Origin of the sequence: Streptomyces sp. NPDC050508 (assembly GCF_040655155.1) — a bacterium.
Taxonomy (GTDB): Bacteria; Actinomycetota; Actinomycetes; order Streptomycetales; family Streptomycetaceae; genus Streptomyces.
In genome coordinates, this window is sequence record NZ_JBFAJJ010000008.1 from 68,763 (window position 1) to 84,276 (window position 15,514).

14 protein-coding genes are annotated in these 15,514 nt (G+C 71.2%); 6 read left to right on the plus strand and 8 right to left on the minus strand.

All coding sequences use genetic code 11. From position 1 onward, the window contains the following. Positions 1–99: 99 nt before the first annotated feature. From AB0I69_RS23375 to tgmB, 3 genes are all read left to right on the plus strand, one after another. Positions 100–396 carry a YkvA family protein gene (locus AB0I69_RS23375; RefSeq protein WP_363097585.1) on the plus strand — a complete coding sequence of 99 codons (297 nt, stop codon included), beginning with the start codon at positions 100–102 and terminating at the stop codon, positions 394–396. A 164-nt stretch (positions 397–560) separates the two neighbouring features. Next, positions 561–752: a putative ATP-grasp-modified RiPP gene (gene tgmA, locus AB0I69_RS23380; RefSeq protein WP_363097586.1), complete on the plus strand. Its 192-nt coding sequence runs from the start codon at positions 561–563 to the stop codon at positions 750–752. 16 nt (positions 753–768) lie between these two features. After that, positions 769–1,755 (plus strand): ATP-grasp ribosomal peptide maturase, encoded by a 987-nt coding sequence (tgmB, locus tag AB0I69_RS23385; protein ID WP_363097587.1) that lies wholly within the window; start codon positions 769–771, stop codon positions 1,753–1,755. Positions 1,756–1,779: 24 nt separating this feature from the next. On the opposite strand, the gene AB0I69_RS23390 is transcribed toward tgmB, so the two are convergent. Beyond that, positions 1,780–2,331, minus strand: a complete 552-nt coding sequence (locus AB0I69_RS23390; protein ID WP_363097588.1) for a hypothetical protein — start codon at positions 2,329–2,331, stop codon at positions 1,780–1,782. Between the two features lie 32 nt (positions 2,332–2,363). Further along, positions 2,364–3,509, minus strand: coding sequence for a serine hydrolase domain-containing protein (locus AB0I69_RS23395; RefSeq protein ID WP_363097589.1), 1,146 nt, complete (start codon positions 3,507–3,509; stop codon positions 2,364–2,366). 211 nt (positions 3,510–3,720) lie between these two features. Here AB0I69_RS23395 and AB0I69_RS23400 point away from each other — a divergent pair, with 211 nt between their 5' ends. Continuing rightward, complete coding sequence (locus tag AB0I69_RS23400; protein WP_363097590.1) at positions 3,721–5,760, plus strand: SpoIIE family protein phosphatase; 2,040 nt, start codon at positions 3,721–3,723, stop codon at positions 5,758–5,760. 4 nt (positions 5,761–5,764) lie between these two features. On the opposite strand, the gene AB0I69_RS23405 is transcribed toward AB0I69_RS23400, so the two are convergent. Beyond that, positions 5,765–6,232, minus strand: coding sequence for a hypothetical protein (locus AB0I69_RS23405; RefSeq protein WP_363097591.1), 468 nt, complete (start codon positions 6,230–6,232; stop codon positions 5,765–5,767). Between the two features lie 144 nt (positions 6,233–6,376). On the opposite strand from AB0I69_RS23405, the gene AB0I69_RS23410 reads away from it, so the two are divergent. Then, the gene (locus tag AB0I69_RS23410) at positions 6,377–7,345 is read left to right on the plus strand and encodes a helix-turn-helix domain-containing protein (RefSeq protein WP_363097592.1); all 969 of its coding nucleotides are present in this window, start codon (positions 6,377–6,379) and stop codon (positions 7,343–7,345) included. A 99-nt stretch (positions 7,346–7,444) separates the two neighbouring features. On the opposite strand, the gene AB0I69_RS23415 is transcribed toward AB0I69_RS23410, so the two are convergent. Continuing rightward, positions 7,445–9,214, minus strand: a complete 1,770-nt coding sequence (locus tag AB0I69_RS23415) for an ABC transporter ATP-binding protein (protein WP_363097593.1) — start codon at positions 9,212–9,214, stop codon at positions 7,445–7,447. Between the two features lie 90 nt (positions 9,215–9,304). Further along, on the minus strand, positions 9,305–10,162 hold the full coding sequence (locus tag AB0I69_RS23420; protein WP_363097594.1) for an aldo/keto reductase: 858 nt from the start codon (positions 10,160–10,162) through the stop codon (positions 9,305–9,307). A 313-nt stretch (positions 10,163–10,475) separates the two neighbouring features. Between AB0I69_RS23420 and AB0I69_RS23425 the strand changes: the two genes are divergently transcribed. After that, entirely contained in the window at positions 10,476–11,363 is an 888-nt protein-coding gene (locus tag AB0I69_RS23425; RefSeq protein ID WP_363097595.1) for a Gfo/Idh/MocA family oxidoreductase, read from the plus strand. 1 nt (position 11,364) lies between these two features. Here AB0I69_RS23425 and AB0I69_RS23430 read toward each other — a convergent pair whose 3' ends face one another. From AB0I69_RS23430 to AB0I69_RS23440, 3 genes are all read right to left on the minus strand, one after another. After that, positions 11,365–11,721, minus strand: coding sequence for a hypothetical protein (locus AB0I69_RS23430; protein WP_363097596.1), 357 nt, complete (start codon positions 11,719–11,721; stop codon positions 11,365–11,367). Between the two features lie 133 nt (positions 11,722–11,854). Then, complete coding sequence (locus tag AB0I69_RS23435; protein ID WP_363097597.1) at positions 11,855–12,745, minus strand: GNAT family N-acetyltransferase; 891 nt, start codon at positions 12,743–12,745, stop codon at positions 11,855–11,857. Positions 12,746–12,970: 225 nt separating this feature from the next. Next, a complete protein-coding gene (locus AB0I69_RS23440) occupies positions 12,971–15,388 on the minus strand; it encodes a GH92 family glycosyl hydrolase (RefSeq protein WP_363097598.1) in 2,418 nt (805 codons plus the stop codon). Positions 15,389–15,514 lie beyond the last annotated feature (126 nt).

Below are 15,514 nucleotides of genomic sequence, written 5' to 3' on the forward strand. Positions count from 1 at the left end.
GTTCGGGTGTGATGTTCCCCTCGTCGGCCATACCGGGGCCGTAACCGGGCATCCGGATAGGGCACATGCCGTGTGGCCGGACCGGGAAAAGGGGCGCCAGTGGACTCGACCACAACCGTGATCGTCATCGCCGCGGTGCTCGCGGCGGTGCTGCTCGCCGTGGCCGTCGGAGTGCTGGTGCGGCTCGTCCGTACGCGGCGCACCATGCGGCGCGCAGGGCTTCCGACCGGCCCCAAATGGGTTTTCTGGGGTGCGGTCCTCTACTTCGTACTGCCGACCGACCTGATGCCCGATCCCGTCTATCTGGACGACATCGCCGTACTTCTCCTCGCTCTTCGCACGATGCGCAACTCCCTCGGCGAGCAGGAGGAGGGCCGGCCGGGCGACCCCGGCTGAGCCCGGCGAGCGTCTTACCTTCCTTACTGTGACTACGCAGAGTAAGGAAACCATTCACTCGTTCGATTCGTATAAGTCTCTGGAAGCAGACGGAAGTCAGCGGGCCAAGCGACCTCGCAGGGTGGCCACCGCTTGCACGAGGCAGTACCGACGAGGGAGAGACGATGCAACCGTTCGCGCTCAACTACGCTCGCCCGGCAGCACAGTTGGAGGTTACCGCTCCGTACAGCTACGACTCCGGACTGCAGTTGAACGTGCTCGCCGACGGACGGGTGGCCGCCCACGATCTCGCCCTGCTGAGGGAATTGGGGACCACGACGTCCACCGCCGGATCGAAGACCCACTTCGACGACTGAACACGGAACGACGAAAATGACCGTGTTGGTCCTTACCTGCGAAGAGGACGTCACGGCGGACATGGTGGTGGTCCACCTGCACGCGTCCGGCGTCCCCGTGGTCCGGATCGATCCCGCCGACCTCACCGGCGGAGTCGCGCTCTCCGGCGAGTACGTCCACGGTGCCTTCCGCGGCCATCTGTCCGCCGGGGGGCGGCTGGTGAGTGTGAGCGGACTGCGGTCCATCTGGGTGCGCAGACCGGGCACCCCGGCGACCCGCGCCCCCCAGCCCTCCGAGTGGCTGACCGAGGAGGCCTCGCAGGCGCTCTACGGCATGCTCCGCGGCTCCGGCGCCCGCTGGATGAACCACCCCGACGCGTCCCGCCGCGCCCGGCACAAGCCCTGGCAGCTGCGTCTCGCCCAACGCAGCGGACTGCCCGTGCCGGCCACCCTCATCACCACGTTCCCGCAGGCCGCCCGCGAGTTCTCGCAGCGCTTCCCGGACCTGGTGGTCAAGCCGGTCTCCGGTGCCCACCCGCAGGATCCGCCCAGGGCCGTGCCGACGAGCCGCGTCGCGCCGGACACCGACTTCTCGGCCGTCGCGTTCGGCCCCACCCTGCTGCAACGCCGGATCGCCAAGCGTGCCGACATCCGCCTCACCGTGGTGGGCGACCGGCTGCTCGCCGCGCGCATGGAGACCGCCCCGGACCCCGACCCCGCCGAGGTCGACGTCCGCTTCGCCACCCCGGCGCAGCCCTGGCGCCCCACCGACGTCCCGCCCCGCATCGCGGACGCCGTCCTGACGTACCTGCGCGACGCCGAACTGGCCTACGGCGCCTTCGACTTCGCCGAGGACCGGGACGGGACCTGGTGGTTCCTGGAGTGCAACCAGTCGGGCCAGTTCGGCTTCGTCGAGGCGGACACCGGCCAGCCGATCGCCCGGACCATAGCGGAGTGGCTGGCCCTGACCGCCACCTCGGAGCGGGAGGGCCTCGTCAACGGGTCGGACAGCGCGGTCACTTGAGGTAGCGGAAACGGTTCACCGGAGTCACAGCTCGCAGCCGTCCTGCCAATCGCACGCACCACAGATGACCAGGCGCAGGGCCCGGTCGTACTGATGGTCGACCGTGACGTACGGGCGCAGCCGTTCGCTGCTCCCGCCGCACCGTGGGCAGGTCGCGAAGAGCCCCAGAGGACCGAAGTCGCTGATCACCAAGGTGCTTTCGGTGGGGTTGCCCCGAACGGGGAGCGGCGGCACGAGGGCCGGGAAGCCGAGGCGCACGACCATCGCCGCCGCCTCGTCCGACACACGACCCCAGCCCTGAGCGAGCCGTACGTGGCGCAGCCCGGCCAGGACGGACGGCAGCGGTGTGTCGTCGAGCCGGACGGGCACGAATGCGCTGGACAGCACGGGTTCCCTCAACGTCCGGTCCCACGCCGCCGACCACAGCAGGACGACGACGGCCTCCTGATCGGGCGCACCGTCCGCGTCCGCCGACCACGCGCCGAGTACGACGTCGGCCCCGGCCCGTCCCAGCGCGTCCGCGAGCGCGAACGCCGCCCGCTCGTCCGGCGGTTGATACAATAGTCGCGTGTGCACGCACTCATGGTGCGGCACACAGGAAACGGGGGCTACGACCCGTACGTTCCCATCAGACTGCACACGGCGTCCTCCTCGACCGCGCGCACCTTGCGCAGCAGTTCCGGGTTCCCCGTCCGGTTCACCTGAGTTGTCAATGAGAAAGTGAGCGAGCGTCGGCCGTCGGGGGTCGCCGCCATCAACTGTGTGTAACCAAGGGTGTTTCCGGTATGTCCGAGAACCACCCCACATCGGGTGTCGTAGCGGAAGAGGGCGAGCCCGGCGCTGTTGCGGCCCGGGCCGGCCGGTTCGGAGGCGCCGGGGATCCAGTGCCGCTGTTCCCGGACGGCCGCCTCCGAGGTGAGGGCTCCGGCGGCGTAGCCGCTGATGAACGCCGTCAGGTCGCGGGGCGAGGAGGTGATGCCGCCCGAGGCCCACACGCCCGACATGCCGATCGCCTCACTGACGTCCTCCGGTCCGGATGGTCCGCCGACGGCGTATCCGTGCATGTACGGCTCCGGCATCCCGTACCCCTGCGGCAGGCTCGTGTCGTGCAGGCCGAGCGGCTTGTACACGTCGTGGCGCAGCAGGTCCTCGTAGCGCGCGCCGGTCGCCGCCTCGGCCATCAGGGCTACGGCGATGTTGTCGGAGTTGGAGTAGCGGTACTGCGAGCCCGGGGTGAAGCGCAGCGGTTCACCGGCCACGAAGTCGAGCAGGCGCCGCGAGTCGAAGTGCCGGCGCGGGTCGGCCGCGATGAGGCTCCGGAACCGTGTGCTCTGGCTGAAGTCCGGGAGGCCGCTGGTGTGTTGGAGCAGCTGGCGCAGGGTCACCGACCGCCAGGCCCGGGGCAGGTGGGGCAGCCGGGCGCCGATCGTGTCGTCGAGGGCGAGCCGGTGCTGTCGTACGAGATGCAGGGCCACCGCCCCGCTGAACGCCTTGCTGGTGCTCGCGGTCCGGGTGTGGTCGCGCGCTTCGAGCGGGCGGCCGGTGGTGATGTCGGCGGTGCCGGCGCGCAGGACGCGCTGTCGGTCGCCGTCGCGGAGCACGACGATCACGCCGGGCGGGCCGTCGGGGGCCGCGACCAGTTCGTCGAGGCCGCGCTGCAGGGAGTGGTCGTCGGCCGCGGCGGGCGACGCGGGCACGAGGGCGCCCATGCAGGTGGCGACCAGGAGGGAGACGAGGCGGAGCGGGAAGGGCATGGAGTGTCCCTGGGGCAGTGGGGGCGGGGGCAGTGGGGGGCACGACCAGAATCCGGGGGCACGTCGGCGCCCGCGCGGGCATGTGCTCCATACGGCCCCCTCCCCCTGTCCCGCCCCGCGGTGTTGCCCCTCGGGGCGGGCTGTGCCGTAATCGGATGACCCGCGGTGCGGATCTTGGCGGTGCCGTGCCGCACCGGAAGGAGCGGCTGGGATGGACGCGTACGGTGCCGGAGACGGCGTCACGGCCGCCCCGGGAGGGCTGCTGGACCTGTTGCAGGTCGCGGCGGTGGTCCTGGACGCCGGCGGGTACATCGCGCTGTGGAGTCCCGAGGCGGAGCAGTTGCTCGGCTACTCCCCCGAGGAGGCGCTGACGCAGCGCGCGGACCGGCTTCTGGTGTCGCCCGACGACCGGGTCAGGGCACGTGAGCTGTTCGCCCAGGTGGGCTCGGGCGCCCGCTGGGCGGGGGTCTTCCCGCTGCTGCACCGGGACGGCACGGAGCGGCCCGTGGAGTTCCGCACGATGCGGCTGCGCGACAGCCACGGTCAGGCGCATCTGCTGGGGCTGGCGGCGGACGCCACGACGGTACGGGGTGTGGAACGGGACCTGGCGCTGTCCCACAGCCTGGTGCGTCAGACGCCGGTGGGCATCGCGGTGTTCGACACCGATCTGCGGTGGGTCGGCGTCAACCCGGCCCTGGAGCGCATCAACGGCGTGCCGGAGGACGAGGTCGTCGGGCGCCGGGTCGGCGAGGTGCTGCCGGGTCTGGACGTGGCCGCCATCGAGTCACGCATGCGGCACGTGCTGATCACCGGCAAGCCGCTGCTCGACCAGCAGACCGTGGGCCGGACGGCGGCCGACGTGGTGGACCGGGCGTACTCGGAGTCGTATCACCGCATCGAGGACGCGCAGGGCCGGGTGCTCGGGCTGGCGATGGCCGTCCTGGACGTGACCGAGCGGGAGCAGGCGGCCTCCGAGGTCGCGCAGGCGCGCCAGCACCTGTCCGTCGTGGCGGAGGCCGGGGTGCGGATCGGGACGACGCTGGACCTCCAGCAGACCGCGCGGGAGCTGACCGAGGTCGCGGTGCCGCATGTGGCCGACCTGGCCGCCGTGGACGTACTGGAATCGGTCGTCACGGACGGCACGATCACTCCGGTGACCGAGGACGCGCAGGTCGAGTTCCGGGCGCTGGCCGTCGCCGCCGGCTACCTCACCGACGCGATCCACGCGGCGGACCCGGTGGGCGAACTGGCCACCTACGGCCCCAACCGCATCATCACCCGGTGCGTCCGCGAGGCCGGGCCGATCCTGGTCGAGCGGGTCGACCCGCCGATGATGCGCCGCATCGCCAGGGACGGGCGCGCCGCGCAGACCCTGCGCATGGCGGGCGTCCACTCCTACCTGGCCGTCCCGCTGATGGCCCGCGGCGAGGTCCTGGGCACGCTGAGCCTCTACCGCACCGTCAACGACCGCCCCTTCGACGAACAGGACCGCGTCCTCGCCTCGGAGCTCGCCGCGCGCGCCGCGATCTGCATCGACAACGCCCGCCTCTACGGCCGCGAACGCACCACCGCGCTGACCCTGCAACGCAGCCTGCTGCCGTCGGCCCCGGCCCGGCAGGAGGGCCTCGACATCGCCGCCCGCTACCTGCCGGCGCTGAGCGAGGTCGGGGGCGACTGGTACGACGTGCTGCCGCTGGGACCGGGCCGGACCGGGCTCGTCGTGGGGGACGTGATGGGCAAGGGTGTGCAAGCCGCCGCCATCATGGGGCAGTTGAGCACCGCGACCCGCGCGCTGGCCCGGCTCGATCTCCCGCCCGCGGAGTTGCTGCATCATCTCGACGACCTCACCGGCTCCCTCGGCGACGCGATCGCCACGTGCGCGTACGGCGTGGTCGACCTCAACCGGGGCACCTGCGCCCTGTCGAGCGCGGGTCATCTGCCGCCCGTGCTGATCGGGCCGGACGGCTCGGCGGAACTCCTCGACATTCCCGGTGGAGTCCCGCTCGGTGTCGGCGGGGTGGACTTCGGGACCGCCGAAGTCCCCTTCACCACGGGCGCGTTGCTCGCCCTGTACTCCGACGGGCTGGTGGAGAACCGCGGCGAGTCGATCGACGTGGGGCTGCACACGCTGACGCGGCTGTTGCAGAGTTCCCGCCGTCCCCTGGAGCAGACGAGCGACATGCTCCTCAACGCGCTGCGCCCGGAGCCCGACGACGACGTCGCGCTTCTGCTGGTCCGCGTCACCGGCTGACCGGTCAGGCGCCCGTGGTCGAACCGGGACGGATGATCATGAGGACGGTGACGGTGGCCCACAGCAGGTTGAAGATGCCGGTGAACACGGCGAGTTGAACGGTCCCCGCACGCTCCACGGGCCGCTGTGCGCCCAGTTCCTCCAGCAGTTCGTCCTGGCGCGGCAGGACGAAGGCGATCAGGATGCCGGCCGCCACCGCGGTGAGGGTGATGGAGGCGATGAGCCAGCCGCTGCCGAGGACACCCATGGCGGAAGCGGTGGCGAAGCCGAACAGGGGCACCGCCAGTCCGACCGCGCCGTAGAGGCGGCAGATGCGGTGCAGCAGTCGTACGGTCGTCACCCCCGCGTCGGGTCCGTCCGCGGCCGTGAGGGCGCGGCGGGCCGCCGGTGGGAACATGCTGGCGGCGACGGTGACGGGACCGACCGCGACGATGGCGGCCAGGACGTGCAGAGTGAGAAGGATCTTGGTCACCGGCCCAGGTTAGGGACGTCCGGCGCGGGAGCACAGAGGCTGGAATGACAGTTTCCAACGGATTCTCGCCAATGCCTCCGACCAGCGGAGTGTGGTGGATGCCCCTGTCACACGCCTGGCGGGAATCCGCCTATCGTGGTGTTCATGCACACCGTCGCGATCCTGGTTCTCGATCATGTGGTGCCGTTCGACATGGCGACACCGATGGAGGTGTTCGGCCGTACCCGGCTGCCCGACGGCCGGAACGCCTACCGGGTGCGGGTGTGCGGCGAGACGCCGGACGTGCGGACGGACGGGTTCGCCCTGCGGGTCGACCACGGCCTCGAAGCGCTGGCGGACGCCGACACCGTCGTCGTCCCGGGCCGCTCCGAGCAGGCCGCGCCGCCCTCCACCCGGGTGCTCGCGGCGCTGCGGGAGGCGGCAGCGGCGGGCACCCGGATCGTGTCCATCTGCGTGGGCGCCTTCGTGCTGGCCGAGGCCGGCCTGCTGGACGGGCTGCGCGCCACCACGCACTGGGTGGCCGCCGATCTGCTGGCCCGCACCTATCCGCTGGTCGAGGTGGAGCCGGACGTGCTGTACGTCGACAACGGGCAGATCCTCACCTCGGCCGGGGCCGCCGCCGGACTGGACCTGTGTCTGCACCTCATCCGGCGGGACTACGGATCGGCGGTCGCCGCGGACGCGGCCCGGCTGTCGGTCATGCCGCTCGAACGGGAGGGCGGGCAGGCCCAGTTCATCGTCCACCGGCACCCGCCGGTCCCCCAGGGCTCGACCCTCGAACCGCTCCTGCACTGGATCGAGGACAACCTCTCCCACGAGGTCACACTCGGGGCGCTGGCGACGCGATCGGGCATGAGCGAGCGGACGTTCAGCCGCCGATTCCGCGAACAGACCGGCAGCACACCTCTTCAGTGGCTGCTGCGGGCCCGCGTACGACGCGCCCAGTACCTCCTGGAGAACAGCGACCACACCGTCGAACGCATCGCCCAGCAGGCCGGGTTCGGCTCCCCCACCGCGTTCCGCGAGCGTTTCCGCCGGGTGGTCGGCACCAGCCCGCAGGCCTACCGTTCGGCGTTCCACGGCAGGACGGTGTCCGAGCCGGCGCTCTCCTGACGGCCTTCGGGTCCGGCACGAGCACGGAGCGCCCCTCTCTCGCTTTTCCCTGCCTGTGCCCAGCCCGCGCCGATCCGACCAACCCGCCGCGAGATCCGGTCAGGCGACCTGCCCGCTGTGCAACGCCGCGTACGCCCCACCCCGGCGCAGGAGTTCGTCGTGCGTGCCGACCTCCAGGATCTCCCCCTCCCCCAGCACCACGATCCGGTCGGCGCCCCGGACGGTGGACAGCCGGTGCGCCACCACGAAGGTCGTACGGCCGCGCAGCAGCCGACCGAGAGCCTGCTGGACGAGGGCCTCCGAGCGGGTGTCCAGGGCCGAGGTCGCCTCGTCCAGGACGAGCACCTTGGGGTCACGGATCAACGCCCTCGCGATGGCGAGGCGTTGGCGCTGGCCGCCGGACAGTCGGGCCCCGCGCTCGCCGACCAGGGTCTCCAGGCCCTGCGGCAACTTCTCCACGAACTCCATGGCGTTGGCGTCGCGCAGTGCCGCCCGCACCGTCTCCTCGTCCGCGTCGTCCATGCCGTAGGCCACGTTGTCGCGGATCGTGCCGTCGAAGAGGATCGACTCCTGGGGGACGACCGAGACGAAGCGGCGGTACGTGCGCAGGTCGAGGGTGTTCATGTCGGTGCCGTCGAGCAGCAGTCGGCCGGAGGTGGGGCGGATGAACCCGATGACGAGGTTGAGGACCGTGGACTTCCCGGCGCCGGACGCGCCGACAAGGGCGACGGTCTCGCCGGGTGTGACGGTGAGCGTGAAGTCGTGGACGGCGGGCCGGAGTTGTTCGTCGTAGGTGTGGCCGACACCGTGGAAGGCGACGGCTCCGCGCACTTCGGTGACCTCCGCCTTGCCCTCGTTGTCCTCCAACTCGGGTGCCTGGAGCACCTCGCCGACCGAACGGACCGATTCCAGGCCCTTGGTGATGACCGGGGCAAGGGTCGTGAGGGTCGTGGTGGAGTTGGTGAGGGTGGTCAGGAAGGCGCTCAGCATGACGACGTCGCCGGCGGTGACTCCCCAGACGCCGTAGTACGACACCAGGGCCGCGCCGGCGAGGACCAGGACGCCGACCACGTTCAGGACGACCCAGGCCAGTGAGCCGAAGCGGCCGTTGAGCAGATCGAGGCGGTTTCCGGAGGTGAGCAGGCGGCGCAGGGTGCCGTCCATGCGGTGCAGGGCCTTGCCCTCCAGGCCGTGGGCGCGGGTGACCGGGATGAGGCGGGTCATCTCCGTCACGCGCGTGGACAGGGTCTCGACCTCGTGGCGGAAGAGCTCGTTGTGGGTGCGAAGGCGTGCCTTCAGCCGGGAGACGAGCAGTGCGGCGACCGGTACGACGACGAGGAAGACGGGCACGAACTCCGGTGTGCGGAAGCCGATGATGACCAGTCCGCCGGTGAGTACGGTGATCGCGCCGAGCCCGGTCTCTGCGGTCTGCTGGACCATCTGCTCGACCGTCTCCACGTCGCGTACGACCTTGGCCTGGAGCACTCCGGCGCTGACCCGGGAGTGGTAGCCGATGGAGAGCTGCTGCATCCGGGTGCACAGTGCCGAGCGCAGGTCGGTGCCCATGCGGCGGACGCTGCCGTAGAGGAGGCGGACGTAGAGCACGTGCAGGGGGTAGTTGATCAGCAGGATGAACAGGATGATGCCGGTGCTCGTCCAGAGCCGGCTGACCGGCTGGTGCTGGACGACGGTGTCGATGATGGACGCGGTGATCAGGGGCAGCAGCCAGATGGGGCTGTGCTTGACCGTGAACACGGCGACGGCCAGGGCCAGTCGCCTGCGGTCGGCCCGGAACAGGTAGGCCAGGGTGCGGATCGGGTGTTCGTCGCGGTAGCGATGGTCGAGCGATTTCTCCGTGGACGACGCCATGAACGGTGATCCTCCCCCGGTGCACGGCCGGCGGGCAAGCGCTTTCCGCCCTTGCCCGCCATGCGCTGCGCCTCCGGCGTCACGGCCTTCTCAGACGGCGTCCAGCTCCGCGATCTCCTCGGCGGAGAGGGTGAGTTCGGGTGCGGCGGCCGAGTCGCGGATCGTCTCGGGGCGGCTGGCACCCGGGATCGGTACGACGACCGGGGACTTGGCGAGCATCCAGGCCAGGCACACGCGCTGCGGGCTGACGCCGTGCTTCTCGGCGATCCGGGCGAACGGCGCGTAGGCGGAGCCGAGTTCACCGGCGCGCGCGATGCCGCCGAGGGGGCTCCAGGGCAGGAACGCGATGCCGAGTTCGTCGCACAGGTCCAGCTCCGGCTCGCTGGAGCGGAAGGCCGGGGAGAACTGGTTCTGCACGGAGACCAGTCGGCCGTCGAGGATCTCGTTCGACAGCCGGATCTGCTCCGGGTTCGCGTTCGAGATGCCGGCCATACGGATCTTGCCCTCGTCGAGCAACTCCCGTATCGCGCCCACCGAGTCCGCGTACGGGACCCTCGGGTCAGGGCGGTGGAACTGGTAGAGCCCGATGGCCTCCACGCCGAGCCGCCGCAGGGATGCCTCGCAGGCCTCCTTCAGGTACGCGGGGCTGCCGTCCAGGGTCCAACTGCCGTCCCCGGGGCGCAGATGGCCGCCCTTGGTGGCGACGAGGACGTCCGCGCCCCGGTCGTGGGAGGCGAGGGCCTTGGCGATCAGGGTCTCGTTGTGTCCGACCTCGTCGGCGAACTGGTGGTAGGCGTCCGCGGTGTCGATCAGCGTCACGCCCGCGTCGAGCGCGGCGTGGATGGTCGCGAGGGAGCGTGCCTCGTCCGGCCGTCCCTCGATCGACATGGGCATTCCGCCCAGGCCGATCGCACTGACCTCGACGTCACCGATACGGCGGGTGTCCATTGCTCGTGCTCCTCTTCGGGTCTTCCGGCTGTCGCGTCTTCCGGTCTTCCGGCTGTCGCGCAGAACCGTGCCGTCCGACGCCGCCGGACGACCGATCGGGTCCCGGCGGACAGGACGCACTCTCCAGCCTCTCCGACCCGGGTCCGCAGGTCCAATAGAAGAAATCGAACGCATCCAGCAGCGGGACTGCTCAATCGGCGAGTCCGGGGAAGGGCTTGCGCACCTGCCCCGTCCGTGTGGCACGCTCACCGGCGACCGGCCGGTCGGATCGACTCCGGTCGTCACCAGGTTCGACCCGTGGAGAGGCAGCGCTATGCGCATCGGACTGCTCGGCACCGGCCCTTGGGCACAGATGGCGCACGCCCCCGCCCTCAGCGGGCACGCGGAGTGGGAGTTCGCGGGCGTGTGGGGCCGCCGCCCGGACGCCGCGAAGGAACTGGCGGACCGGCACGGCGTGCCCGCCTACGACGATGTCGACGCCCTCCTCGCGGACGTGGACGCCGTCGCCGTGGCCCTTCCGCCGTCCGTGCAGGCCGAGTTGGCGGTGCGGGCCGCGCGGGCGGGCCGTCATCTGCTGCTGGACAAGCCTCTCGCGCCGACGGTGGAGCAGGGGCGGGCCGTGGTCGACGCGGTCCAGGAGGCCGGGGTCGCGTCGGTCGTGTTCTTCACCACCCGCTTCCAGCCGGAGACCGACGCGTGGATCACCGAACAGGCCGCCGCGGAGGGCTGGTTCACCGCTCGGGCCGAGTGGCTCGGATCGGTGTTCACCAGCGACAGCCCGTTCGCCGCCTCGCCCTGGCGGCAGGAGAAGGGCGCGCTGTGGGACGTGGGCCCGCACGCCCTGTCCGTGCTGCTGCCGGTGCTCGGTGACGTCCGCCGGGTGGCGGCTGCCGTGCGTGGCCCCCGGGACACGGCGCTGCTGATCCTCGACCACGTCGGCGGTGCGTCGAGCACCCTGACGCTGAGCCTGACCGCGCCGACCGCGGCGGCCGGAGTCGCGGTCGAACTGCGCAGCGAGGCCGGGGTGACCAGCCTTCCGGACAGCTCGGGCGATGCGGTGTCCGCCCTGGTGCGCGCCGCCGACGCGCTGGGCGAGGCCGTCCGCACGGGCCGACCGCATCCGTGCGACGCGGCTTTCGGGCAGCGGGTCACCGAGATCCTGGCCGAGGCCGAAGCGATGGTGGACAGCGGGACCGCCTGAGTCATGCGCTGTCGGCCTCGCTGTCGGACTCGTCGTCGCCGAACGGCTCGTCGCTCCACCGGAACCAGGCCCGGTCGCCCTCGATGTGCAGCAGGAACTCGGGCACGGGCCCGTCCGGCGAGGTCAGCGTCACCTGCCGCCGGATCTCGTCGTAGGCCTCCTCCCAGCGGATCCAGTGCCCGTCGTCGTCCGCATTCGTCAGGGCCAGCTCCCGCGCGAACAGCTCCTCGACCCCGCCGAACGCCGGACCGGCGGTGAACCTGCCCGACAGCCAGGGGAAGTCGGCGTCGTCGATCAGGATGTCCCCGACCGGCTCCTCGCCGCTGCGCACCTGCCAGACCTCGCCCACGAAACCCATCGCGCCTCCGTCCCACCGTGGACCGACCGGCCGTAGATCGACCTGCCGCCAGCATGGCACCCGGCACTGACAGTCGGCCCGGCACGGATCACGGACCGGGCCGACTGTCCCGCAGGTCTACGGGCTGCTACGGCTACTCGACGAACTGGAAGTTGGCGCGCTCGCGGATGACCGGATAGCCGACCGCGGCGAAGTGCGCGGCCATCGGGAAGTTGCCCTGGTCCGTGGCGGCGGCGATGAACTCGGCACCGCGCTCGGCGAGATAGTGGGTGCACTCGGCCAGCAGGTCGCGGGCATAGCCGTGGCCGCGCTGTTCCGGCACGACTCCGATGAAGCCGATACAGGGACCCGAGGGATTGTGGGCCGGGATGTGGATGCCCGCGAGGTCGCCTTCGGGGGTACGGGCGACCTGCCACCACTCACGCGGGGACGGGCACCAGCGGAAGAAGTCGATCTCCTCCTGTGCGGCCTTTTCGACTCCCCCTTGGCGGATGGCCAGTTGGGCGTGGGCGTCGAGGGTGACGGAGTGGATGCGGCGCAGCGCGTCGAAGAACACGGCGTCGTCCGGTTCGGGGGCGAAGACGAGGCGTCCGGGGCGTTGGGGCAGTCCGCACTCCGGGGTCCATCGGTAGATGAAACGCTCGACCAGAAGGTCGTACCCGGCCGCGCGCAGGGCGGTGAAGCGTGTCTCGGCGGCGGCGCGCAGCTCGGGGCTGTCGCGCCAGCCAGTGGGAAGGTTCAGTTCCGCGCCGACGCGCCAGGGTGCGCTGCGCAGGAGTTCGGCCCCCGCCTCCTCCTCTCCCTCGATCACGTCGAAGCAGTCGATGGTGAGGGGTTCGGTGTCGTTCGGGCCGCCCCACCAGGCGCCGCGTGCGACGACCGTGCCGTCGCGCAGGGCCACCCGCTGCCAGTCGGGCCGCCAGGTCGTCAGCCGGTGCGCGGCTCGGGCGCCGAGCGAGTCGGGAAGGGTGTCGAAAAGATGGGTGTCGCTCTCGTCGAGCGAGCGGATGACCAGATCGGTCATGGGTTTCCTCCGGGAGGGGTACCGCGTGGAGCGCTCCCGGTCGGGTCAGTCGTGGCACGCCGGGTCAACGGGGAGGGAGCGCTGGGGTGTTGTGAAGCTCATGGCACTCGCCTCCTTTCGTTGGTCTCAAGGCGTGCACGCACACGCTAGGGGGTTGATCTCCCACCCGTCCAACGTATTTCCGGGCCGGCCCGACGGAGCGGGACTCCGCCGGGCCGGTGCACGTCACTTCGGCAGTTGTCCCGGGTCGGTCGCCCAGCTCGTGTTCGGTTCGGTGGCGAGCCGGAAGTCCAGCCTGCCGCCCTTGAGCGTCAGGCCCGCGCCGGTCCACGAACGGGTCAGGTCGCGGCCGTCGAGGCGTACGGCGTCGACGTACTGGTGGGTGTCGTCGGCGTCGGGTGCGGTGATGACGATGTCCGTGCGGCCCGGCCGGTCCACGACCGCCTTCGGGAAGAGGGGTGCGCCGAGCAGCAGGTCGGCGCTGCCCGGGGTGCGCGGATAGATGCCGAGGGCGGAGAGGACGTACCAGGCGGACATGGTGCCGAGGTCGTCGTTGCCGGGCAGGCCCTTGGGGCCGGTGCCGTAGGCGGTGTCGAGGATCTGGCGGACGGTCGCCTGGGTCTTCCAGGGTTGTCCGAGGGAGTTGTAGAGCCAAGGGGCGTGGATGTCGGGCTCGTTGGTCGGGTCGTAGCGCAGCGCGTCGCCGCCCCGGACCGACCATGCGCCGTCCGCGGTGTGGAAGAAGCCGTCCAGCCGGGTCGCCGTCGTCTCGCGTCCGCCCATCGCCTCGGCCAGTCCCTGCACGTCCTGCGGGACCATCCAGACGTAGGCGGCTGCCGAGCCCTGTGCGAAGCCGAGATCGCTCGCCGGGTTGAACGGGGTCACCCAGGAGCCGTCCAGCTTGCGGGCCTGGATGTAGCCGGTGGCGGGGTTGAAGACATTGCGCCAGTACGCGCCACGCGCGGCGAAGGTCTGCGCCTCCTCGTCCCTGCCCAGCAGCTTCGCCCACTGGCCGAGGGCGGAGTCGGCGACGGCGTCCTCCAGGGTCTCGGCGGCGCCGCCCCAGCAGTGGCAGGCGTCCTGGGCCGCGTAGTGGGAGGCCATGTACTGGGCCAGGTTGGGGCGTTGGCCCACGCACTGGCCGGGGCAGCCGGCGTCCGAGAGTTCGTCCGGGTTGGGGACGGTGGCCTGGTGGGCAAGGGAGTCGAAGGCACCCTCGTAGTCGAAGTTGCGCACGCCCATGGCGTAGAAGGTGGCCAGGGTCGCGGCGGACGGGTCGCCCGTCATGACGTGGGTGGCGCCGCTGATGTGCACCCAGCGGTCCCAGACTCCGCCGTTCTGCTGGGCGAAGTTGTAGAGGGACTGCGCGAAGTCACCGGCGACGGTGGGCTTGAGGAGGGCGAGCAGCTGTATCTGGGCGCGGTACTGGTCCCAGCCGGAGAAGTTGCTGTACTGCGCCCGCTGCCCGCGTGCCAGTCGGTGCACGGCCTGGTCCATGCCCCAGTAGCGGCCGTCCTCGTCGCTGATCAGGTTGGGCTGCATGAGGGCGTGGTACAGCGCCGTGTAGAAGGTCTGGCGGCGGGCGGGGGTACCGCCGTCGACGCGTACGGTGCTCAGTTCGCGGTCCCAGGCGCGGGCACCGGCCTCGGCCACATCGGCCACGCGCGCGTGCGGGGCGATCTCCTGTCGCAGGTTGGACTCGGCTCCTCCGAGGCTGACGTAGGAGATGCCGATCCGCATGCGGACATCGTTGTCAGAGGCGGTGTCGAAGCCGACCCAGCCGCCGGAGCCGCGTCCCGCGCGGTCGGCGCCGGTGGCGTATCCCTCGCCTCCGGAGGCGGTCGTCGACCCGGGTGACACGGTGCTGTCGTGCCAGGTGCCGACCGTGGAGAAGGCGCGGTCGAAGGAGGCGCTGAAGTAGAGCTTGTAGTAGCTCTTGCGGTTGTTGACGCCACCGTTGGCGCGGCGCCCGCAGAAGGCTCCCGTGTACACCCAGCCGGTCACCTTCTGGTGGGCGGCGTCGATGTCGATGTGCGCGTCCTGGCTGCCGTTGAGGGAGTTGGAGACGCGGAAGAGCAGGCTCGCCGGGCGGTCGGCGGGGAAGGTGAAGTCGGCGACTCCGGCGCGCTTGCTGACGGCCAGGTCGGCGGTGGCGCCGGAGGCGAGGCCCAGGGTGTACCGGCCGGGGGTGGCCTTCTCGTCGGCGTGCGAGAAGTTCGACGCGTACACGGCGTCCTTGGTGTCCGCCGACGGTGACGAGGTGACGTCGCCGACGAACGGCATGATCGGTACGTCGCCCGCCGCGCCGGGGTTGCAGCCGGCGCCGTTGACGTGGGTGAGGCTCAGGCCGCGGATGCGGGTGGCGCCGTACTCGTATCCGTTGGCGGCTCCCGTGCTGGTCTGGTCGCCGGTGGTGCTGGTCGGGGACCAGGCGATCATGCCGTACGGGAGGGTGGCGCCGGGGTAGGTGTTGCCGCCGTTGGAGGAGCCGATCAGCGGGTCCACGAGTGCGGACGGCCGGACGGCCGGGCCGCTCACCGCGACGGCGGGGAGCGGGGCGGACGCGGCGAGCGCGGATGTGACCGCCACGGCCGCGACCCTGACGCCGAACCGTCTTGCCGTGCCCAGGAGTTGGTGACGCATGCGTCAAGTCGCCTTTCGGTGAAGGGACATAGGGAAGGGACAGGGGGAACAAAGAGACATGGGTTGTGGCGAGGCTAGAAGGCCGCGTGAGGGGAGGGAAGAGGCTCCCGGGTACGGGTGGTGAAG